The organism is Streptococcus chosunensis, assembly GCF_003626515.1.
GTDB classification, from domain to species: Bacteria; Bacillota; Bacilli; order Lactobacillales; family Streptococcaceae; genus Streptococcus; species Streptococcus chosunensis.
The window spans coordinates 278,048-298,980 of record NZ_RBCK01000001.1; the positions used below are offsets into that span (position 1 = coordinate 278,048).

Consider the following 20,933-nt stretch of genomic DNA (forward strand, 5'->3'; position numbering starts at 1 on the left):
TGTGGTATAATAATTACTATGCAGAATAAACCAACGTCAGCCTATGTGCACATCCCGTTTTGTACCCAGATTTGTTATTATTGTGACTTTTCAAAGGTCTTCATAAAAAATCAGCCAGTAGATAGTTATTTGGAACATCTGTTAGAAGAGTTTCAATCTTATGATATTCAAAAGTTGAGAACCCTCTATATCGGTGGTGGCACACCGACAGCTTTGTCAGCTTCTCAACTGGAGGTGTTATTGAAGGGCTTGACTAAAAACTTGAATTTGTCAGTCTTGGAAGAGTTGACCATTGAAGCCAATCCAGGCGACTTGGATGCGGATAAGATAGCCGTTTTGAAAAACTCGGCTGTTAACCGTGTTTCGCTAGGTGTGCAGACCTTTGATGATAAGATGCTGAAAAAGATTGGGCGCAGTCATTTGGAGAAGGATATTTATGAAAATATCGACCGCCTGAAACTGGCTGGTTTTGATAATATCTCTATCGATTTGATTTATGCGCTGCCTGGTCAGACTATGGAGCAGGTCAAGGACAATGTGGCTAAGGCTATTGGGCTGGATATTCCCCATATGAGTTTGTATAGCTTGATTTTAGAAAACCATACGGTTTTTATGAACCGGATGAGACGAGGGAAATTGCCTCTGCCTAAGGAGGAACTGGAGGCTGAGATGTTTGAGTATATCATCGCAGAGTTGGAGCGAGCTGGTTTTGAGCATTATGAGATTTCTAATTTCTCCAAGCCTGGTTTTGAAAGTCGCCACAATCTCATGTACTGGGATAATGCTGAGTACTATGGCATCGGTGCTGGGGCATCTGGTTATGTTAATAGAGTGCGCTATAAAAATCATGGTCCCATTCGTCATTATCTCAGTGCGGTTGAGGAAGGAAATGCTCGTATTACAGAAGAACACCTGAGTCAAAAAGAGCAAATGGAAGAAGAGATGTTCCTGGGGCTCCGCAAGAAATCAGGGGTCTCTATGGCACGATTTGAGGAAAAATTTGGACGGTCTTTTGATGGACTTTATGGAGAAATTGTCAAGGACTTAGTTCAACAAGGTCTCATGCAACTAGACGGTGACCGAGTTCGCATGACAAAGAGAGGTCTCTTTTTAGGAGATACTGTAGCAGAACGATTTATTTTGGAGTAGAATGATGGGTTTAACTTATCAAATGAAAATGAAAATTCCTTTTGATATGGCTGATATGAACGGTCATATCAAGCTTCCAGATGTGATTTTGCTGTCCCTGCAAGTTTCAGGGATGCAATCGATTGAACTGGGTGTTAGTGATAAGGCCATTTTGGAAAACTATAATCTGGTCTGGATTATCACAGATTATGATATTGAGGTGGCTCGTTTGCCTCGTTTTGCGGAAGAAATCACTATCGAAACGGAAGCCCTAAGCTACAATAGACTTTTTTGCTACCGTCGTTTCACTATCTATGATGAAGCAGGTAAGGAGCTCATCCACATGATGGCGACCTTTGTTCTCATGGATCGAGACAGTCGAAAAGTTCATGCTGTTGAACCTGAGATCGTGGCTCCTTACCAGTCTGAGTTTGATAAAAAACTTATCCGCGGACCAAAGTATGAGTCCTTGAACGAGCCAATCAGCAAGGATTACCATGTCCGTTTTTACGACTTGGATATGAATGGCCATGTCAATAACAGTAAATATCTGGACTGGATTTTTGAGGTCATGGGAGCGGACTTTTTGACCCACTATATTCCCAAGAAAATCAACCTCAAGTATGTCAAGGAAGTTCGACCAGGTGGGGTGATTACATCGGCTGTTGAATGGTCTGGACTGGAAAGCAAGCATGAGATTACAAGCGACGGGGTTACCAATGCCCAAGCTATCATCACTTGGCAAGAAATGAAAAAGGATTAGAGAAAAATATGAAATATAAAGGCTATTTAATTGATTTAGACGGAACCATTTATAAGGGGAAAGACAGAATCCCAGCTGGAGAGGCTTTTGTCCATGAATTGCAAAAGCGGGACATTCCCTATCTCTTTGTGACCAACAATACAACCCGTACTCCAGAGAGTGTTCAAGAAATGTTGGCTCAGAATTTTAATATCGATACGCCCCTATCGACTGTCTACACAGCGACTTTGGCCACTATCGACTATATGAATGACTTGGGGCTTGAAAAGACGGTCTATGTCATCGGAGAAGCAGGGCTTAAGGAAGCCATTAAGGCGGCTGGTTATGTCGAAGACAAGGAAAATCCTGCCTATGTGGTAGTAGGCCTGGACTGGCAAGTTGATTATGAAAAATTTGCGACAGCAACTCTTGCTATCCAAAAGGGAGCTCATTTTATCGGAACCAATCCTGACCTCAACATCCCGACAGAACGCGGTCTTTTGCCAGGTGCTGGTTCACTGATTACGCTTCTTGAAGTAGCAACACGAGTGAAGCCTGTTTATATTGGAAAACCAAATGCCATTATTATGGACAAGGCGGTTGAGCACTTAGGTTTGGAACGTGAAGAGTTAATCATGGTCGGAGACAATTACCTAACTGATATTCGAGCAGGGATTGACAATGGCATTCCAACGCTCTTGGTGACAACAGGTTTTACCAAGGCAGAAGAAGTAGCAGACTTGCCAATCGCACCGACTCATGTGGTTTCTAGTCTTGCGGAGTGGGATTTTGATGAAAACTAAACTGACCTTTTGGAGCTCTATGCTCTTTCTCCTCTCCCTCTCAATCCTTTTGATCATTTATTTGACTTGGATTTTTTATCCGCTGGAAATTCAGTGGCTGAACTTAACGGATAGGGTCTATTTAAAACCAGAAACTATTCAGTACAACTTTCATATCTTGATGAATTACCTGACCAATCCTTTTAGCCAAGTCTTAGAGATGCCAGATTTTCGTTCGTCAGCAGCTGGTCTGCACCACTTTGCAGTGGTTAAGAACCTCTTTCACTTGGTTCAGCTAGTTGCTCTAGTGACACTGCCAAGTTTCTATTTCTTTGTCAAAGGGATTGTGAAAAAGGGCTTCTTGTCTCTATTTAGTAAAGGGCTTTTGGTTTTAGTGTTTTTGCCTTTGCTGATTGGGCTTGGGGGAGTATTGATTGGTTTTGACCAGTTCTTTACCCTTTTCCATCAAATTCTCTTTGTGGGAGATGATACCTGGCTTTTTGATCCAGCCAAGGATCCAGTGATTCTGATTTTACCAGAGACCTTCTTCCTACATGCCTTCCTCCTCTTTTTTGCCCTCTATGAAAGCTTCTTTGGCTATCTATATCTGAAAAGTCGTAGGAAGTGAAAGAAAGATGTTTTTAATTTGTATATATAATTGTATATAATTTAAAATCATCGTTAAGAATGAATTAACTAAATCCAAAATGTATCAATCGTTCGCAAACAGTCTATTTTTCTTGAAAAAATAGGCTTTTTTTCTAAAAATCCCTAGTCAAGCGCTTTATTTTTGTGTATAATAGAAGTAGCAAAGTATAGATAAGAAGAGAAAAGCATGATTACACTATTTCTATCACCGAGCTGTACTTCATGTCGTAAGGCAAAGGCCTGGCTAGAAAAACATAAGGTGCCCTTTGAGGAACACAATATTATGACCAGTCCCTTAACAAGAAAAGAATTGCAACACATCCTTTCCTTGACCGAAAATGGTACTGATGACATTATTTCAACTCGTTCAAAAATTTTTCAAAAATTAGATATTGATGTAGAAAGTATTTCGGTATCGGAATTGCTTCATTTGATTGAGCAGTACCCTAGTCTTTTGCGTCGCCCAATTATTATTGATGCCAAACGTATGCAGATTGGGTTTAATGAAGATGAGATTCGTGCTTTTCTCCCTCGTAGTTATCGTAAGCAAGAACTAAAAGAAGCAAGAATGAGAGCTGGTATTAGTTAATGAACAAACAGTATAGTTACCCACTAGATTTGTCGTGGAGCACTGAAGAACTTGCTTCAGTGCTTTCTTTTTTTAATGATGTTGAAGCTGCCTATGAAGGCAAGGTAGAGGCTAAAAAGTTACTGGAATCCTATAAGGGATTCAAGGCGGTCGTGCCAAGTAAGAGCGAAGAGAAACGTTTGGGACGAGAATTTGAAACAGTGAGTGGCTATTCGCTTTACCGAGCAGTTCAAGCGGCTAAGGAAAAAGGGGAAGGAAAGATTTCTCTTGGAAAGTAAGTTTGAATTTGCTAAAGAGCTAATTAAGAAAGCAGGCCAGTACATCCTTGACCACATGCAGGAAGACTTGTGTGTTGAGACCAAGTCCTCTCCAACAGATTTGGTGACCAGACTGGACAAGGAAGTTCAAGAGCTATTGGTTGGTGAGATTTTATCTCGTTATCCTGAGGATAAGATTTGTGCTGAAGAAGGTTGTCTGCGAGCCTCGGTTCAAGAGGGCAAGGTTTGGGTCATTGATCCAATTGATGGTACCAATAACTTTGTAGCCCAGCAGGAAGATTTTGCTGTTATGATGGCTTATTTTGAAAATGGTCAGGGGCAATTTGGTCTCATTTATGATGTGGTCAAAGGGGATTGTTATCACGGTGGTGGTAAGTTTCCAGTATGCCGAAATGATCAGCTCCTAGCTCCCTTTAAAGCAAAACCACTTGGAGATTTTCTCATTGCAGGGAATAGTGGTATGTTGGAAACCAATGAATGGGGCTTGGCTGATTTGGGACGAGCGGTCCTTGGTGTACGTGTCTATGGGAGTGCGGCCATTAGTTTTGCCAAGATTTTGTCAGGGCGTTTGTTGACCTATGTCACCTATCTGCAACCATGGGATTATGCTGCGGCTAGTATTTTAGGGGAAAGTCTGGGCTATCGGGTTGTGACCCTTTCTGGTCAAGCTCCTGATTTTCAAACCAGACAGCCGGTCATGATGGTGCCTCTTGAGATGCTGGAGGAAATTCAGTCCTATATTTATGAAAGGAAAAGAACTTAAATGCAATTTCCAGAAGGATTTGTTGAAAAATATGAAGAGATACTAGGAGATGAGGCAAGAGATTTTCTTGCCTCTTTTGAGGAGGAAGCGGTTTCGGCCTTTCGGGTCAATCCTTTAAAAGAAGCGCCGGTTTCCTTTCCTGATGCCATCCCTCAAACCCCTTGGGGCCACTATGGAAAGGTTTCAGGGAAATCGCCTGAGCATGCTACAGGTTTAGTTTACTCGCAAGAACCCGCTGCCCAAATGGTGGCTCAGGTAGCCCAGCCCAGTCCTGGTATGAAGGTCTTGGATTTGGCTGCTGCACCGGGTGGAAAATCCACTCAGCTGGCAGCCTATCTAGCAGGAGAAGGTCTCCTGGTTTCCAATGAAATTTCAAGCAAACGGGCTAAGATTTTAGTGGAAAACATGGAGCGCTTTGGAGCGACAAATGTCGTGGTGACCAATGAATCTGCTGACCGTTTGGCCAAGGTTTTTAAAGGCTATTTTGACTTGATTGTCCTTGATGCCCCTTGCTCTGGTGAAGGGATGTTTCGTAAGCAACCAGATGCTATGGACTATTGGAGCTTAGATTATCCAAGTCAATGCGCCAGCTTGCAAAGAGAAATTCTAGCAGATGCAGTGACCATGCTGGCAGAGGGAGGTCGTCTGGTTTATTCAACCTGTACCTGGGCACCTGAGGAAAACGAAGAGATTGTTAATTGGCTGCTGGAAGAGTATGATTTTGACTTGCTACCAGTAGAGCATATCAATGGAATGGTGGCTGGAATCGACCTGCCAGAAACGGCTCGGATGTACCCTCATCATTTTAAGGGAGAAGGTCAGTTTGTCGCCCATTTACAATTTAAAGGTGACAATCCAGCTCCTAAATGTAAGGCAAGTAAGAGCAATCTCAGCCGAGAACAAGTTGCCTTGTGGCAGGAATTTGCGCAAAAACACTTGAAGGTCAATCTAAGGGGGATTTTGCAGACTTTTGGGGATCAACTCTATCTTTTGCCAGAACTCTTGCCAGATTTAGGGAAACTCAAGATTGCTCGCAATGGACTGCATCTGGGAACCTTCAAGAAGAAACGCTTTGAGCCTAGTTTTGCTCTTGGTCTAGCCTTGAAACCGAGTCAGGTAAAACAGTCGGTTGAAATTGACCAAGAGGCGTTTGTAAAGTATGCGGCTGGAGAGACTGTCCAGCTGGCGGAAAGTCTGCCAAATGGTTGGTACCAAGTTTTGGTTCAAGGCAATGGTTTGGGCTTTGCTAAGGTGACTGGAAATGTTTTGAAAAATTATTTTCCAAAAGGCCTCAGATTCAAGTGAAAATGCTAGTCAAAGTAGCTTGTCTATGTTATAGTGGAAGTATGGATTTTTTCAAATTGTCTTTTATTTTAAGTCAAAATTTGTTGAGAAGGCAACTGAGCAACTTTCTAGTAAAACTAAGCTAGCAACTTCGGTTGGCTCCCAATTTTCAAAAGAAAAACATAAATAAATAGTTGAAAAAATTCATAGCATTCACCATTATTTTCAAGGAGAAAAACAGTGAAAAAAAGGAAAAAACTCGCTCTATCCCTTGCGGCTCTTTTGCTAGCAGGTTCTTTGGCGGGATGTGCTAGCTGGATTGATCGTGGGGAATCCATGACAGCTGTTGGCTCAACGGCTCTTCAGCCATTGGTCGAAGCAGCAGCAGATGAATTTGGCTCTATGCACGTTGGAAAAACAGTCAACGTTCAAGGTGGAGGATCTGGTACAGGTCTGTCTCAGGTTCAGTCTGGAGCCGTTGATGTAGGAAATTCAGACGTATTTGCCGAGGAAAAAGACGGTATCAACGCCTCCTCTCTAGTGGACCACAAGGTAGCCGTAGCGGGCTTGGCAGTGATTGTAAACAAGGAAGTTGACGTTGAAAATCTGACAACTGAACAACTCCGTAGCATCTTCACAGGTCAAGTGACCAACTGGAAAGAAGTCGGTGGGAAAGACCTAGCCATTTCCATTATCAACCGCGCGGCAAGTTCTGGTTCGCGTGCAACTTTTGATAGTGTTATCATGGATGGTCAATCTGCTGTGCAGAGTCAAGAACAGGATTCAAATGGGATGGTCAAAAACATTGTTTCCCAGACACCAGGAGCCATTTCTTACCTAGCCTTTGCCTATGTGGATGACTCGGTGAAACGCATGAAGTTGAATGGCTATGAGCCGATTGCAGAAAATGTTACAACCAATAACTGGCCTTTGTGGTCTTATGAACACATGTACACCCTAGGTCAGCCGAACGAATTGGTGGCAGAGTTTCTCAACTTTGTCCTCTCAGATGAAGCGCAAAGCGGAATCGTTAAGGGAATGGGTTATATTTCTGTCAAGGAAATGAAGGTTGAAAAAGATGCTGTAGGAACAGTGACAGCACTAGAAGGGAGTCAATAATGAATCAAGAAGAATTAGCTAAAAAATTACTTTCTCCCTCAAAGAACTCTCGTCTAGAGAAATTAGGAAAAGGATTGACCTTTGCCTGTCTGTCTTTGATTGTCATCATTGTGGCTATGATTTTGATTTTCGTAGCCCAAAAAGGCTTGTCAACCTTCTTTGTAAATGGGGTCAATATCTTTGATTTCCTCTTTGGACAAACTTGGAATCCTTCAGGTAAACAATTTGGTGCCCTTCCTATGATTTTGGGTTCCTTTATTGTCACAATCCTATCAGCCCTTATCGCAACTCCTTTTGCCATTGGTGCGGCAGTCTTTATGACTGAAGTCTCACCAAAAGGTGCTAGAATCTTGCAACCAGCTATTGAATTGCTAGTCGGGATTCCTTCAGTCGTGTATGGATTTATCGGTTTACAGGTCGTAGTTCCTTTTGTCCGTAGTGTCTTTGGTGGAACTGGTTTTGGGATTTTATCAGGGATTTTTGTTCTCTTTGTCATGATCCTACCAACGGTAACCTTTATGACAACTGATAGCTTGCGTGCAGTGCCTCGTCACTACCGCGAAGCTAGTTTGGCTATGGGAGCCACTCGTTGGCAAACCATCTGGCGCGTGACCTTGAAGGCAGCGCGTTCAGGGATTTTCACTGCAGTGGTCTTTGGGATGGCGCGTGCCTTTGGTGAGGCCTTGGCCATTCAGATGGTGGTCGGAAACTCAGCCGTTGTCCCAACTTCACTAACAACACCTGCTGCGACCTTAACCTCTGTCTTGACCATGGGTATCGGAAATACCGTTATGGGAACAGTTGACAATAACGTTCTTTGGTCATTGGCCTTAGTCTTGCTCTTGATGAGTTTGGCCTTCAACAGTGTGATTAAATTGATTACGAAAGAAAGAGGAAAGAAAAACTATGCACGCTAAGAAATTAGATAAAATTGCAACAGCTGTCCTCTACTCAATTGCAGGAATTATCGTTGCCATCTTGGCATCCTTGATTCTTTATATCTTGGTTCGTGGTTTGCCCCACATCTCTTGGTCTTTCTTGACTGGCAAATCATCTTCTTACCAAGCAGGCGGAGGGATTGGAATTCAGCTCTATAATTCCTTCTTCCTCTTGGTCATTACTTTGATTATCTCTGTGCCTTTATCTATGGGGGCTGGGATTTTCCTAGCTGAATATGCTAAAAAAGGTCCTGTGACTAACTTTGTCAGAACCTGTATTGAAATCTTGTCTTCTCTGCCATCAGTGGTTGTGGGTCTCTTTGGTTATTTGATCTTTGTAGTTCAGTTTGAGTATGGATTTTCAATCATTTCAGGTGCCTTGGCCTTGACAGTCTTTAACCTGCCTCAGATGACTCGTAATGTTGAAGACAGTTTGAAACACGTTCACCACACGCAACGTGAAGCTGGCCTAGCTCTTGGGATTTCTCGTTGGGAGACAGTGGTTCATGTGGTCATTCCAGAAGCCCTTCCAGGTATTGTGACTGGTGTCGTCTTGGCATCTGGTCGTATCTTTGGTGAGGCGGCTGCTCTTATCTATACAGCAGGACAATCCGCTCCAGCCCTTGACTGGTCTAACTGGAACATTCTCAGTGTAACCAGTCCAATCTCTATCTTCCGTCAAGCAGAAACCTTGGCTGTCCACATCTGGAAAGTCAATAGCGAAGGAACCATTCCAGATGGCACCATCGTATCAGCAGGTTCTGCGGCCGTGCTCCTCATCTTTATCCTCATCTTTAACTTTGGAGCACGTAAACTCGGAAGCTACCTACATAAGAAATTAACCGCTGCCTAAAGGAGAAGCCATGTCAAAATATAATTGGGATGAAAAGCATATCATCACCTTTCCTGAAGAGAAAGTGGCCCTCTCTACTAAGGATTTACATGTTTACTACGGTAAAAAAGAATCCATCAAGGGCATCGATATGCAATTTGAAAAAAATAAAATTACGGCCTTAATTGGCCCTTCTGGTTCAGGAAAATCAACCTACCTTCGCAGTCTTAACCGTATGAATGATACTATTGATATTGCCAAGGTAACAGGTCAAATTCTCTATCAAGGGATTGATGTTAACCGTCCAGAAATTAACGTCTACGAGATGCGTAAGCACATCGGAATGGTCTTCCAACGACCAAATCCTTTTGCCAAGTCTATCTACCGCAACATCACTTTTGCACATGAACGTGCAGGGGTTAAGGACAAGCAAGTCTTGGATGAAATTGTGGAAACCTCTCTTCGTCAAGCTGCCCTTTGGGACCAGGTAAAAGATGACCTTCATAAGTCAGCCTTGACCCTATCAGGTGGTCAGCAGCAACGTCTCTGTATCGCTCGTGCCATCTCTGTTAAACCAGATATCCTCTTGATGGATGAACCGGCGTCTGCATTGGATCCGATTGCGACAGCCCAACTGGAAGAAACCATGTTAGAATTGAAGAAGGACTTTACCATCATCATCGTGACCCACAGTATGCAGCAGGCTGCGCGTGCTAGTGACTACACAGGATTTTTCTACTTGGGTGACTTGATCGAGTACGATAAGACCTCTAATATTTTCCAAAATGCCAAACTACAGTCAACCAATGACTACGTAACAGGACACTTTGGATAGAAAGGAAACAGTATGACAGAAGCGATTTTACAGGTGTCAGACCTGTCCGTTTACTACAATCAAAAAAAGGCCTTGAATAGTGTTTCCCTATCTTTCCAACCTAAGGAAATTACAGCCTTGATTGGTCCATCTGGATCAGGGAAGTCAACCCTTCTCAAGGCTATCAACCGCATGGGGGATCTTAATCCAGAGGTGACTACAACTGGTTCAGTAGTTTATAACGGTCATAATATTTACAGTCCGCGTACAGATACAGTTGAATTGCGTAAAGAAATCGGTATGGTTTTCCAACAACCAAACCCTTTCCCTATGTCTATCTACGAAAATGTTGTTTATGGGCTTCGTATCAATGGAGTTAAGGATAAGCAGGTTCTGGATGAAGCAGTAGAAAAAGCCTTGCAACGAGCATCTATCTGGGATGAGGTCAAGGATCGCCTGCATGATTCAGCTATCGGACTTTCAGGTGGACAACAGCAACGTGTTTGCGTTGCCCGTGTTTTGGCAACTAGTCCTAAAATCATTCTCTTGGATGAACCGACTTCAGCCTTGGACCCTATCTCGGCTGGTAAGATTGAAGAAACCTTGTATGGTCTAAAAGATAAATATACCATGCTCTTGGTTACGCGTTCTATGCAACAAGCCTCTCGTATTTCTGACAAGACAGGATTTTTCCTAGATGGAGATTTAATCGAGTTTAACGATACCAAGAAGATGTTCCTCAACCCACAACATAAGGAAACAGAAGACTATATTTCAGGAAAATTTGGATAAGGAGATAAATGATGTTACGTTCTCAATTTGAGGAAGATTTAGAGAAATTGCACAACCAGTTCTATGCTATGGGACAAGAAGTGCTATCCCAAATCAATCGTACAGTGCGTGCCTTTGTTACGCATGACCGTGATTTGGCCAAAGAAGTCATTGAAGACGATGCAGAAGTAAACGAATACGAGGTGAAATTGGAGAAGAAATCATTTGAAATGATTGCCCTCCAACAACCCGTTTCTCAGGACTTGCGTACAGTTCTAACAGTCTTAAAAGCTGTATCTGACTTGGAACGTATGGGTGACCATGCCGTTTCTATTGCAAAAGCAGCCATTCGTATGAAGGGGGAGCAACGCATCCCAGCTGTTGAAGAAGAAATCAAGAGAATGGGTCGCGATGTCAAGAATTTCGTCGAAGCAGCCCTTGAACTCTATCTCAATGGCTCAGTGGACCAGGCCTATGAAGTAGCAGCTATGGATGAAAAAATCAACCATTACTTTGATAGCATTCGTGACTTGGCTACGGAAGAAATCAAGAAAAATCCAGATGCTATCGTTACAGGACGCGATTACTTCCAAGTGATTGCCTTTTTGGAACGTATTGGAGACTATGCAAAAAATATCTGTGAATGGGTTGTTTACTTTGAAACAGGTAAGATTGTCGAACTATAAAATAGGATAATTCTGTATAAAAAGGAGCTTTAAATCAATTGACAGCTCCTTTTATTGAATGAAAAAAATATTTTTGAGATAAAAATTCAAAAAAACACTTGACAAGTATCTTGGATAGCGTTATAATTATACAAAATTAACAGAGAGGTTGTTTATTTATGAAATCAAAAAAATGGATATTTGTTTTATGTAGCTTTCTTGCAAGTTTCTTCTTAGTGGCTTGCCAGTCGGGTTCTAATGGTTCTCAGTCAGCTGTTGAGGCAATTAAGCAAAAGGGGAAATTAGTTGTGGCGACTAGTCCTGACTATGCACCCTTTGAATTCCAATCCTTAGTTGACGGAAAAAACCAGGTAGTCGGTGCGGACATTGACATGGCCCAGGCTATCGCTGATGAACTTGGGGTGAAGTTGGAAATTTCAAGCATGAGTTTTGACAATGTCTTGACTAGTCTTCAAACTGGTAAGGCTGACCTAGCAGTTGCAGGAATTAGCGCTACTGACGAGAGAAAAGAAGTCTTTGATTTTTCAATCCCTTACTATGAAAACAAGATTAGTTTCTTGGTTCGTAAGTCTGATGTAGAAAAATACAAGGATTTAACTAGCCTTGAAAGTGCTAATATTGCGGCCCAAAAAGGGACTGTTCCAGAATCTATGGTCAAGGAGCAATTGCCAAAAGCTCAATTGACTTCCCTAACCAATATGGGTGAAGCAGTTAATGAATTGCAGGCTGGAAAAGTAGATGCTGTTCACATGGATGAGCCTGTTGCTCTTAGCTATGCTGCTAAAAACGCCGACTTAGCTGTCGCAACTGTCAGCTTGAAGATGAAGGACGGCGAAGCTAATGCAGTTGCCCTTAGAAAAAATAGTGCTGATTTGAAAGAAGTGGTGGACAAGGTCATCCAAAAACTCAAGGATGACGGTACCTACCAAAAATATCTTGAAAAAGCGGCAACCTTAACAGAAGTTGAAGAATAATACTCAATGAAAATCAAAGAGCAAACTAGGAAGCTAGCCGCAAGCTGTACTTGAGTACGGTAAGGCGACGCTGACGTGGTTTGAATTTGATTTTCGAAGAGTATAAGAGAAAAGCAGAGTTGGAAGTCAGTCCAATTCTGCTTTTAAATAGTCTAAAACTTTTTTTAGATTGTCTAGGGACACCTTGGCAAATTGATAAGGGCAGGCATCCAAGTAAGCCTCCTCAAAGAAGTTCAATTTCAGCTGACTGTGTTTGAGGCTGGCGATTTTAGGATACTGTCTGAGGTCTAGCAATAAACCATCGTGTAGGGGATAATGAGGAAGGGGACAAGGAGTGTTAGCTAGTCTTTCCTCGATTTGTTTTTGGTAGTCTTCCTGATTGGACAAGCGAGCTAGACGATTTTTCTCAAACAATTGACTGTCAATATAGAGTGATAAGGCCTTTTGCATGATGAGGTTGCTGTCGTAGTCTAGGATATTTTTGTAGGCCACAAAGGCTTTTTTAATAGCATTTGGAAGAATGAGTGCTGTAATCCGCAGGGCTGGAAAGAGGCTGGTTGAGAAGGACTTGATATAAATGACGCGCTCCTCTGTATCCAGATAGTGGAAGGTCTGGCCCTTCTTGGAGTCCAAATCCCCCAAATAGTCGTCCTCTACGATATAGACACCATACTTGGCAGCTAAGTCAAGAATAGCCCGTTTGTCCTGCTCAGAATAGGAATGGCCTAGAGGATAGTGAAAACGAGGAATAGTGTAGAAAAACTTGATCTTTCCCGTTTGGAAATGCCGTTCAAGTTCCATTAAGTCAATCCCATCAATGCCTCGTTCAATCGTTTGATAGTCTAATCCTTGAGCAATCAAGAGGCGATTCATCCGATGGTAGGTCGGCTGTTCCACCAAGATTTCCTTTGCTTGGCTTGGAAAGGATATTTGAGAGAGGATAAACAAGGCTTGTTGGGTCCCAGAAGTCAATACCAGTTGGTCAGCCTTGCAGTAGAGGGCTTGGTCAAAGAGAAGTTTATGAATAGACTGTCTTAGGTCTTCTAAACCTTCTTGGTTGTCATAGTAGTTGAAGAGGTAGTTTTCCCGGCCAATTAAGGTTTCGTTGACACAGAGTCGAAAATCGTCATAGGCACTAGCATGTTCGTCGGTAACCTCGATTTCTAGGTCTTGGTGTTGCCCTTGTTCTAGTACATAGTAGCCACTCTGGGGCTTGGCATAGAGGTATTGTTCGTGTCGTAATTCCAGCAGGGCACGTTGAATGGTGTCCTTGCTACAGTGAAAGTCAAGGCTCAGTTGACGGATAGAAGGCAGGCGACTACCCGTCGGAAAGCGTCCAGACTCGATACCATTTTTCAGATAGGAAACGACCTCTTGGTATTTGCTTTGTTTCTTCATTCCAGACCTCCCTTGATTTTGTTACATTGTACCCTTTTTTTTTCTTCTTGGCAATGTCTAGGGTGTTTCTCTCGTTCACATCTAGGGGCAAATGTGGTATACTTAGGAGTAAGATTTATAGAATAACAGACAAGAAAGTGAATGGATAAGAACGTGCAGGAACCAGTGAAATTATTTCAATACAATACCCTTGGAGCCTTGATGGCTGGCCTTTATGGTGGGACCATGACAGTAGGAGAATTGCTAGAGCATGGTGACCTTGGTTTGGGAACCTTGGATTCCATTGATGGAGAATTGATTGTCTTGGATGGTAAGGCTTATCAGGCCAAAGGATCAGGCGACCAGCCAGAGATTGTGGAGGTGTCACCAGATGCCCTTATTCCTTATGCAGCAGTAGTACCACATCAGGCAGAGGTCATTTTCCGCCAGCGCTTTGAGATGACAGACAAGGAATTGGAAGAACGAATTGAGTCTTATTATGACGGGGAAAATCTTTTCCGCTCTATCAAGATTCGGGGGGAATTTTCGCATATGCATGTGCGCATGATTCCTAAGTCGACACCAGATACCAAGTTTGCTGATGTCGCAACCCATCAACCTGAATATAGTCGTGAAAATGTGGCGGGAACCATCGTTGGTTTCTGGACTCCAGAGATTTTCCATGGGGTCAGTGTGGCAGGCTACCATCTGCACTTCATCTCAGATGACTTGACCTTCGGTGGGCATGTCATGGACTTTGTCATCAAGGAAGGGATTATCGAGGTGGGAGCGGTTGACCAGTTGGACCAACGTTTTCCAGTCCAAGATCGTCAATACTTGTTTGCTAAGTTCAATGTTGACGAGATGAAAAAAGATATTGAAAAGGCGGAATAGGAGAAGAAAATGACCATTCATATCATTATTACCATGTTGCTGTTGCTGGCTTTCTTGATAGGAAGCATTTGGTATGCCAAAAAGAAGTACCAGATTAATCTAGCTGTCTTGGGCTTGGGGGCTGTTGCTTTCTTTGTCTCTTCACAGATTTTGGAAAAACTGGTGCATATCTTGGTTTTACATCCTCAAAAAGACGGTAGTATTGCCCTCATGCAAGACCATCCGCTTGTCTATATCATCTATGGCCTAGCTATGGCAGCCTTTTTTGAGGAAACAGCTCGTCTTGTTTTCTTCAAATGGTTGGAGAAAAAGAGAAGTTTGGAAAAGGCAGATGCCTTGGCTTATGGATTGGGGCATGGTGGCTTGGAGTTGATTTTCCTAGGTCTTACTAGTTTGATTAATCTCTACATCGTTCTCTCAGCAGTTCAAACTCAGAATCCACAGGTCATGCAATTGCTGTCTGAAAATATGTTGAAAACTATTCAGTCGCTATCAGTCTGGCAGATTTATTTGCTTGGTTTTGAGCGAATCTTGGCCCTAGGTTTCCAATTACTCTTGACTGTTTGGGTTTACCAAGCTGTTCGCCAGAAGAAATGGATTTATCTCCTAGCGGCCTATGGACTACATGCCTTCTTTGATCTGGCACCATCTCTTGCCCAAGTTGGCTGGTTGACCAATCCAGTCTTGGTTGAAGTTGTCCTAGCACTTGAGCTTGTTCTGGTTGCCTATGGAACAAAGGCTATCTTTTGCAAAAAATCATAAAAAGAGGGGAAACCTCTTTTTTTGTTTAAAATAATCCCAAGATTTTTTTAGGGTCGTCAAATGGTCTTAAAAATGGTATAATGGAATGAATTTTGTAAAAGGAAGAGTGTCATGTCAGTAAAAGAAAAAATACTTGAAATTTTAGAAGGGATTGATATCCGTTTCAAGGAACCCTTGCATAGCTATAGTTATACAAAAGTAGGTGGAGAGGCTGATTATCTGGTCTTTCCACGAAATCGTTTTGAGTTGGCGCGCGTTGTTAAATTTGCCAATCAAGAAAATATTCCTTGGATGGTTCTTGGAAATGCCAGCAACATCATCGTTCGTGATGGTGGGATTCGTGGATTTGTCATCTTGTGTGACAAGCTCAATAATGTTTCCGTTGATGGCTATACCATTGAAGCTGAAGCTGGTGCTAACCTGATTGAAACAACTCGCATTGCCCTTCGTCATAGTTTGACTGGCTTTGAGTTTGCTTGTGGTATTCCTGGAAGTGTCGGTGGTGCTGTCTTTATGAATGCGGGTGCCTATGGTGGCGAGATTTCCCATATCTTACAGTCTTGTAAGGTCTTGACCAAGGATGGAGAAATCGAGACCCTGTCTGCCCAGGACTTGGCTTTCGGGTATCGCCATTCAGCCATTCAGGAGTCTGGTGCAGTTGTCTTGTCAGCTAAATTTTCCCTTGCTCCAGGAAACCATCAGGTTATCAAGCAAGAAATGGATCGCTTGACGCATCTACGTGAACTCAAGCAACCTTTAGAATATCCATCTTGTGGTTCGGTCTTTAAGCGTCCAGTAGGGCATTTTGCAGGTCAATTAATTTCAGAAGCTGGCTTGAAAGGCTATCGTATTGGTGGAGTAGAAGTCTCAGAAAAACACGCAGGTTTTATGATTAATGTTGCTGACGGAACGGCTAAAGACTACGAGGACTTGATTGAGTCTGTGATTGAAAAAGTCAAGGAACACTCAGGTGTCACCCTTGAGAGGGAAGTCCGTATTTTAGGTGAAAGCAAGTAGGAAGCGGTGTTTGAAAAGCTGCTGCTATGTCATGGAAAGGGGGTGAAAGCCTATCGTTAGTGCAGAAGTATGTAGGCAGTTTAATCTCCTACACGAGGTAGTAGCGGCCTGACAGAGCCCTGATCTGTTAATCTATGAAAAAGAAGGAATAAATGACAATTGAAAAAACCAATTATTGAATTCAAAAACGTCTCTAAAGTTTTTGAAGACAGCAACACCAAGGTTCTCAAAGATATCAACTTTGAGTTGGAAGAAGGGAAATTCTACACCCTTCTAGGCGCATCTGGGTCAGGGAAATCAACCATCCTAAACATCATTGCAGGGTTACTAGATGCGACGACAGGAGATATTTTGCTGGACGGTGTCCGCATCAATGACATCCCAACCAACAAGCGAGACGTCCATACGGTCTTCCAATCCTATGCCTTGTTTCCACACATGAATGTGTTTGAAAATGTTGCCTTTCCACTCCGTTTGCGTAAGATTGACAAGAAAGAAATCGAGCAGCGTGTAGCGGAAGTTCTCAAGATGGTTCAGTTGGAAGGTTATGAAAAACGTTCCATTCGTAAACTATCTGGAGGACAACGTCAGCGTGTGGCTATTGCCCGTGCCATCATCAACCAACCCCGTGTGGTCTTGCTGGACGAGCCTTTATCAGCGCTGGACTTGAAATTAAGAACAGACATGCAGTACGAACTGCGTGAACTACAACAACGATTGGGCATTACCTTTGTCTTTGTCACTCACGATCAGGAAGAAGCTCTGGCTATGAGTGACTGGATTTTCGTTATGAATGATGGTGAGATTGTCCAGTCTGGAACACCAGTAGATATCTACGATGAGCCAATCAACCACTTTGTTGCCACCTTTATCGGTGAGTCAAATATCTTGCCAGGAACCATGATTGAGGACTACTTGGTTGAGTTTAACGGTAAACGCTTTGAAGCGGTCGATGGTGGGATGAAGCCAAATGAGCCTGTAGAGGTCGTTATTCGTCCAGAGGACTTGCGCATTACCCTTCCTGAAGAAGGTAAGCTCCAAGTTAAGGTGGATACCCAGCTCTTCCGTGGGGTGCACTATGAGATTATCGCCTATGATGAACTTGGAAACGAATGGATGATTCACTCAACTCGTAAGGCCATCGTGGGTGAGGAAATCGGTTTGGACTTTGAGCCAGAAGACATCCATATCATGCGTCTCAACGAAACCGAGGAAGAGTTCGATGCTCGTATTGAGGAGTACGTAGAAATCGAAGAGCAAGAAGCAGGTCTGATCAATGCAATCGAGGAGGAAAGAGATGAAGAAAACAAGCTCTAAACTCTTTGTAGTGCCCTACATGCTTTGGATTGTCCTCTTTGTATTGGCACCCTTGGTCTTGATTTTCGGTCAATCCTTTTTCAATATCGAAGGACAATTCAGTTTAGAAAACTATAAATCCTACTTTGCGTCACAAAACTTAACCTATCTCAAAATGAGTTTTAACTCTGTACTTTATGCAGGGATTGTGACCTTTGTGACCTTGCTTATCAGCTATCCAACGGCCCTCTTTTTGACCCGTCTCAAGCACCGTCAACTCTGGCTCATGCTGATTATCCTGCCTACCTGGATTAATTTGCTCCTTAAGGCCTATGCCTTTATCGGGATTTTTGGTCAGAATGGCTCTATTAACCAATTCTTGGAATTTATCGGAATCGGTTCGCAACAGTTGCTCTTTACCGATTTCTCCTTTATCTTTGTCGCAAGCTACATCGAGCTTCCCTTTATGATTTTGCCGATTTTCAATGTCTTGGACGATATGGATAACAATCTCATCAATGCCAGCTATGACCTGGGTGCGACCAAGTGGGAGACCTTCCGTCATGTCATCTTCCCTCTGTCTATGAACGGCGTGAGAAGTGGGGTTCAGTCGGTCTTTATTCCAAGCTTGAGTCTCTTCATGCTGACTCGTTTGATTGGTGGGAACCGCGTTATTACTCTGGGGACAGCCATTGAGCAGAACTTCCTAACCAATGACAACTACGGTATGGGTTCTACCATCGGTGTGATTCTCATCCTGACCATGTTCATCACCATGTGGGTGACCAAGGAAAGGAGAGAACGATGAAAAAATTTGCCAATCTTTATCTGGGACTGGTCTTTCTTGTCCTCTACCTGCCGATTTTTTACTTGATTGGCTACGCCTTTAATGCAGGCAACGACATGAATAGCTTTACAGGCTTTAGCTTGAGCCATTTTAAAACCATGTTTAACGATGGTCGCCTTATGTTGATTGTGACTCAGACCTTTTTATTGGCCTTCCTGTCAGCCTTGATTGCGACCATTATCGGGACTTTTGGTGCTATTTACATCTACCAGTCTCGTAAGAAATACCAAGAAGCCTTTCTATCTCTCAATAATATCCTCATGGTTGCGCCTGACGTTATGATTGGTGCCAGCTTCTTGATTCTCTTTACCCAACTCAAGTTTTCACTTGGTTTTTTGACCGTTCTCTCTAGTCATGTGGCCTTCTCCATTCCTATCGTGGTCTTGATGGTCTTGCCACGTCTTAAGGAAATGAACGGCGATATGATTCATGCAGCCTATGACTTGGGAGCCAGTCAATTTCAGATGTTTAAGGAAATCATGCTTCCTTACCTGACACCGTCTATCATTGCAGGTTATTTCATGGCCTTTACCTATTCGCTAGATGACTTTGCCGTGACCTTCTTTGTAACGGGAAATGGCTTTTCAACCCTGTCAGTCGAGATTTACTCTCGTGCTCGTAAGGGGATTTCGTTAGAGATTAATGCTCTGTCTGCCCTTGTCTTTCTCTTTAGTATTATCCTAGTTGTTGGATATTACTTTATCTCACGTGAGAAGGAGGAGCAAGCATGAAAAAACTCTATTCATTTTTAGCAGGAATTGTAGCCATTATTCTCGTCTTGTGGGGAATTGCGACGCATCTAGATAGTAAAATCAATAGCCGAGATAGTCAAAAACTGGTTATCTACAACTGGGGTGACTATATCGATCCAGAACTCTTGGAGCAATTCACAGAAGAAACAGGAATCCAAGTCCAGTACGAGACCTTTGACTCCAACGAAGCCATGTATACCAAGATTAAGCAGGGTGGAACGACCTACGATATTGCCATTCCTAGTGAATACATGATTAACAAGATGAAGGACGAAGACCTCTTGGTTCCGCTTGACTATTCAAAACTTGAAGGTCTTGAAAATATCGGACCAGAGTTTCTCAACCAGTCCTTTGATCCAGGTAATAAATTCTCCATCCCTTACTTCTGGGGGACTTTGGGAATTGTCTACAATGAAACCATGGTAGATGAAGCGCCTGAGCATTGGGATGATCTCTGGAAGCCAGAGTATAAGAACTCTATCATGCTTTTTGATGGGGCGCGTGAGGTATTAGGACTCGGACTTAATTCCCTCGGCTACAGCCTCAACTCCAAGGATACACAGCAGTTAGAAGAGACAGTAGACAAACTCTACAAACTGACTCCAAATATCAAGGCTATTGTGGCAGACGAAATGAAGGGATACATGATTCAGAATAACGCTGCAATCGGTGTGACCTTCTCTGGGGAAGCTAGCCAAATGCTAGAGAAAAATGAAAATCTACGCTATGTGGTACCGACAGAAGCCAGCAACCTTTGGTTTGACAATATGGTTATTCCCAAAACAGTCAAAAACCAAGATGCAGCCTATGCCTTTATCAACTTTATGTTGAAACCTGAAAATGCTCTTAAAAATGCAGAGTATGTCGGCTATTCCACACCAAACCTACCAGCTAAGGAACTGCTCCCAGAGGAGAAAAAAGAAGACAAGGCCTTCTATCCAGATGCTGAAACCATGAAACACCTAGAAGTTTATGAGAAATTTGACCATAAATGGACAGGAAAATATAGCGACCTCTTCCTACAGTTTAAAATGTATCGGAAGTAGGAGAACGTAAGAAAACGAATCAGTCAAGCTGGTTCGTTTTTTAAAAAATAAAAGGCAATTTTTGTAACGGTATCTTTTTCTATGATAGTTGCTTATTTTCTTTCCCAGTAGTATACTAAGTTTAACCTTACAGAAAGCGGTAACAAAGAATGAAAATATCTACTTTTTTCAAAAAATTTTATTTGCCAGCCCTTTTGACTGTTCAGCAAACTGTTATACTATTCTCTCTAAAGGATGGTTTGGATCGACAATACCTAACAACTGATTCCATACATTTGGTGATAGGGTTCTTTATATTTGCAAATATTTTCGTAGCTGTCTTTAACAATTCAAAACTTTGGAATAAAAGTTGGGATAAAAAGAGTGATAGCAGTAAGAAAAAATTTATTCTGAAAAAGTAATCTGAGATGTAGGGAATGGGTTATTTAAATAGGAATCATTTCCAGTTGACGCAAGCTTAAAAAAACGATATAATAAGAAAGTTGAGAATTGATTTTCACTTGTCTTAGTCCAGAGAAATGGCGGTGCTGCGAGCCATCTAAGCTAGAAAGTCATGCTACTCAATCATACAATTGCATAAGAACAAGAGAATGA

24 protein-coding genes are annotated in these 20,933 nt (G+C 42.5%); 23 read left to right on the plus strand and 1 reads right to left on the minus strand.

What is annotated here, in order from left to right:
- Positions 1 to 18 precede the first annotated feature (18 nt).
- From hemW to D7D54_RS01390, 15 genes are all read left to right on the plus strand, one after another.
- Positions 19 to 1,149, plus strand: coding sequence for a radical SAM family heme chaperone HemW (gene hemW, locus D7D54_RS01320; RefSeq protein ID WP_120718644.1), 1,131 nt, complete (start codon positions 19 to 21; stop codon positions 1,147 to 1,149).
- Between the two features lie 4 nt (positions 1,150 to 1,153).
- On the plus strand, positions 1,154 to 1,891 hold the full coding sequence (locus D7D54_RS01325; RefSeq protein ID WP_120719020.1) for an acyl-[acyl-carrier-protein] thioesterase: 738 nt from the start codon (positions 1,154 to 1,156) through the stop codon (positions 1,889 to 1,891).
- An 8-nt stretch (positions 1,892 to 1,899) separates the two neighbouring features.
- Entirely contained in the window at positions 1,900 to 2,673 is a 774-nt protein-coding gene (locus D7D54_RS01330) for a TIGR01457 family HAD-type hydrolase (RefSeq protein WP_033681602.1), read from the plus strand.
- Entirely contained in the window at positions 2,663 to 3,280 is a 618-nt protein-coding gene (locus D7D54_RS01335) for a TIGR01906 family membrane protein (RefSeq protein WP_120718645.1), read from the plus strand. The genes D7D54_RS01330 and D7D54_RS01335 overlap by 11 nt, the downstream gene beginning before the upstream one ends.
- Positions 3,281 to 3,487: 207 nt before the next feature.
- A complete protein-coding gene (locus tag D7D54_RS01340; RefSeq protein WP_000631254.1) occupies positions 3,488 to 3,889 on the plus strand; it encodes a Spx/MgsR family RNA polymerase-binding regulatory protein in 402 nt (133 codons plus the stop codon).
- On the plus strand, positions 3,889 to 4,167 hold the full coding sequence (locus tag D7D54_RS01345; RefSeq protein ID WP_120718646.1) for a UPF0223 family protein: 279 nt from the start codon (positions 3,889 to 3,891) through the stop codon (positions 4,165 to 4,167). The genes D7D54_RS01340 and D7D54_RS01345 overlap by 1 nt, the downstream gene beginning before the upstream one ends.
- The gene (locus D7D54_RS01350; RefSeq protein ID WP_120718647.1) at positions 4,157 to 4,930 is read left to right on the plus strand and encodes an inositol monophosphatase family protein; all 774 of its coding nucleotides are present in this window, start codon (positions 4,157 to 4,159) and stop codon (positions 4,928 to 4,930) included. Before D7D54_RS01345 ends, D7D54_RS01350 begins: the two co-directional genes overlap by 11 nt.
- Positions 4,931 to 6,235: an RsmF rRNA methyltransferase first C-terminal domain-containing protein gene (locus D7D54_RS01355; RefSeq protein WP_120718648.1), complete on the plus strand. Its 1,305-nt coding sequence runs from the start codon at positions 4,931 to 4,933 to the stop codon at positions 6,233 to 6,235.
- A gap of 219 nt (positions 6,236 to 6,454) precedes the next feature.
- Entirely contained in the window at positions 6,455 to 7,333 is an 879-nt protein-coding gene (locus D7D54_RS01360; RefSeq protein ID WP_120718649.1) for a phosphate ABC transporter substrate-binding protein PstS family protein, read from the plus strand.
- Entirely contained in the window at positions 7,333 to 8,250 is a 918-nt protein-coding gene (pstC, locus tag D7D54_RS01365; protein WP_001070903.1) for a phosphate ABC transporter permease subunit PstC, read from the plus strand. Before D7D54_RS01360 ends, pstC begins: the two co-directional genes overlap by 1 nt.
- Entirely contained in the window at positions 8,240 to 9,124 is an 885-nt protein-coding gene (gene pstA, locus D7D54_RS01370) for a phosphate ABC transporter permease PstA (protein ID WP_000543046.1), read from the plus strand. Before pstC ends, pstA begins: the two co-directional genes overlap by 11 nt.
- A gap of 10 nt (positions 9,125 to 9,134) precedes the next feature.
- A complete protein-coding gene (pstB, locus tag D7D54_RS01375; RefSeq protein WP_020900241.1) occupies positions 9,135 to 9,938 on the plus strand; it encodes a phosphate ABC transporter ATP-binding protein PstB in 804 nt (267 codons plus the stop codon).
- A 12-nt stretch (positions 9,939 to 9,950) separates the two neighbouring features.
- Entirely contained in the window at positions 9,951 to 10,709 is a 759-nt protein-coding gene (pstB, locus tag D7D54_RS01380) for a phosphate ABC transporter ATP-binding protein PstB (RefSeq protein ID WP_000133484.1), read from the plus strand.
- 11 nt (positions 10,710 to 10,720) lie between these two features.
- Entirely contained in the window at positions 10,721 to 11,374 is a 654-nt protein-coding gene (phoU, locus tag D7D54_RS01385; protein WP_000946458.1) for a phosphate signaling complex protein PhoU, read from the plus strand.
- A gap of 158 nt (positions 11,375 to 11,532) precedes the next feature.
- Positions 11,533 to 12,348, plus strand: coding sequence for an ABC transporter substrate-binding protein (locus D7D54_RS01390; protein ID WP_049541117.1), 816 nt, complete (start codon positions 11,533 to 11,535; stop codon positions 12,346 to 12,348).
- A 126-nt stretch (positions 12,349 to 12,474) separates the two neighbouring features.
- Here the strand turns inward: D7D54_RS01390 and D7D54_RS01400 are convergent, their stop codons facing one another.
- Positions 12,475 to 13,746, minus strand: coding sequence for an aminotransferase-like domain-containing protein (locus D7D54_RS01400; protein ID WP_120718650.1), 1,272 nt, complete (start codon positions 13,744 to 13,746; stop codon positions 12,475 to 12,477).
- Positions 13,747 to 13,887: 141 nt separating this feature from the next.
- Here D7D54_RS01400 and budA point away from each other — a divergent pair, with 141 nt between their 5' ends.
- The 8 genes from budA to D7D54_RS09600 all read left to right on the plus strand — a co-directional run bounded on the left by budA (position 13,888) and on the right by D7D54_RS09600 (position 20,740).
- Positions 13,888 to 14,619 carry an acetolactate decarboxylase gene (gene budA, locus D7D54_RS01405; RefSeq protein WP_020903182.1) on the plus strand — a complete coding sequence of 244 codons (732 nt, stop codon included), beginning with the start codon at positions 13,888 to 13,890 and terminating at the stop codon, positions 14,617 to 14,619.
- Positions 14,620 to 14,628: 9 nt separating this feature from the next.
- On the plus strand, positions 14,629 to 15,381 hold the full coding sequence (locus tag D7D54_RS01410) for a YhfC family intramembrane metalloprotease (RefSeq protein WP_020903183.1): 753 nt from the start codon (positions 14,629 to 14,631) through the stop codon (positions 15,379 to 15,381).
- A gap of 111 nt (positions 15,382 to 15,492) precedes the next feature.
- Positions 15,493 to 16,398, plus strand: a complete 906-nt coding sequence (gene murB / locus D7D54_RS01415) for a UDP-N-acetylmuramate dehydrogenase (protein ID WP_020903184.1) — start codon at positions 15,493 to 15,495, stop codon at positions 16,396 to 16,398.
- A 159-nt stretch (positions 16,399 to 16,557) separates the two neighbouring features.
- A complete protein-coding gene (locus D7D54_RS01420; protein WP_000742900.1) occupies positions 16,558 to 17,715 on the plus strand; it encodes an ABC transporter ATP-binding protein in 1,158 nt (385 codons plus the stop codon).
- Positions 17,696 to 18,502, plus strand: coding sequence for an ABC transporter permease (locus D7D54_RS01425; RefSeq protein WP_000753806.1), 807 nt, complete (start codon positions 17,696 to 17,698; stop codon positions 18,500 to 18,502). Before D7D54_RS01420 ends, D7D54_RS01425 begins: the two co-directional genes overlap by 20 nt.
- Complete coding sequence (locus D7D54_RS01430; protein WP_120718651.1) at positions 18,499 to 19,272, plus strand: ABC transporter permease; 774 nt, start codon at positions 18,499 to 18,501, stop codon at positions 19,270 to 19,272. The genes D7D54_RS01425 and D7D54_RS01430 overlap by 4 nt, the downstream gene beginning before the upstream one ends.
- Complete coding sequence (locus D7D54_RS01435) at positions 19,269 to 20,339, plus strand: ABC transporter substrate-binding protein (RefSeq protein ID WP_000737956.1); 1,071 nt, start codon at positions 19,269 to 19,271, stop codon at positions 20,337 to 20,339. The genes D7D54_RS01430 and D7D54_RS01435 overlap by 4 nt, the downstream gene beginning before the upstream one ends.
- 149 nt (positions 20,340 to 20,488) lie before the next feature.
- Positions 20,489 to 20,740, plus strand: a complete 252-nt coding sequence (locus D7D54_RS09600) for a hypothetical protein (protein WP_049493341.1) — start codon at positions 20,489 to 20,491, stop codon at positions 20,738 to 20,740.
- The last annotated feature ends 193 nt before the right edge of the window (positions 20,741 to 20,933 follow it).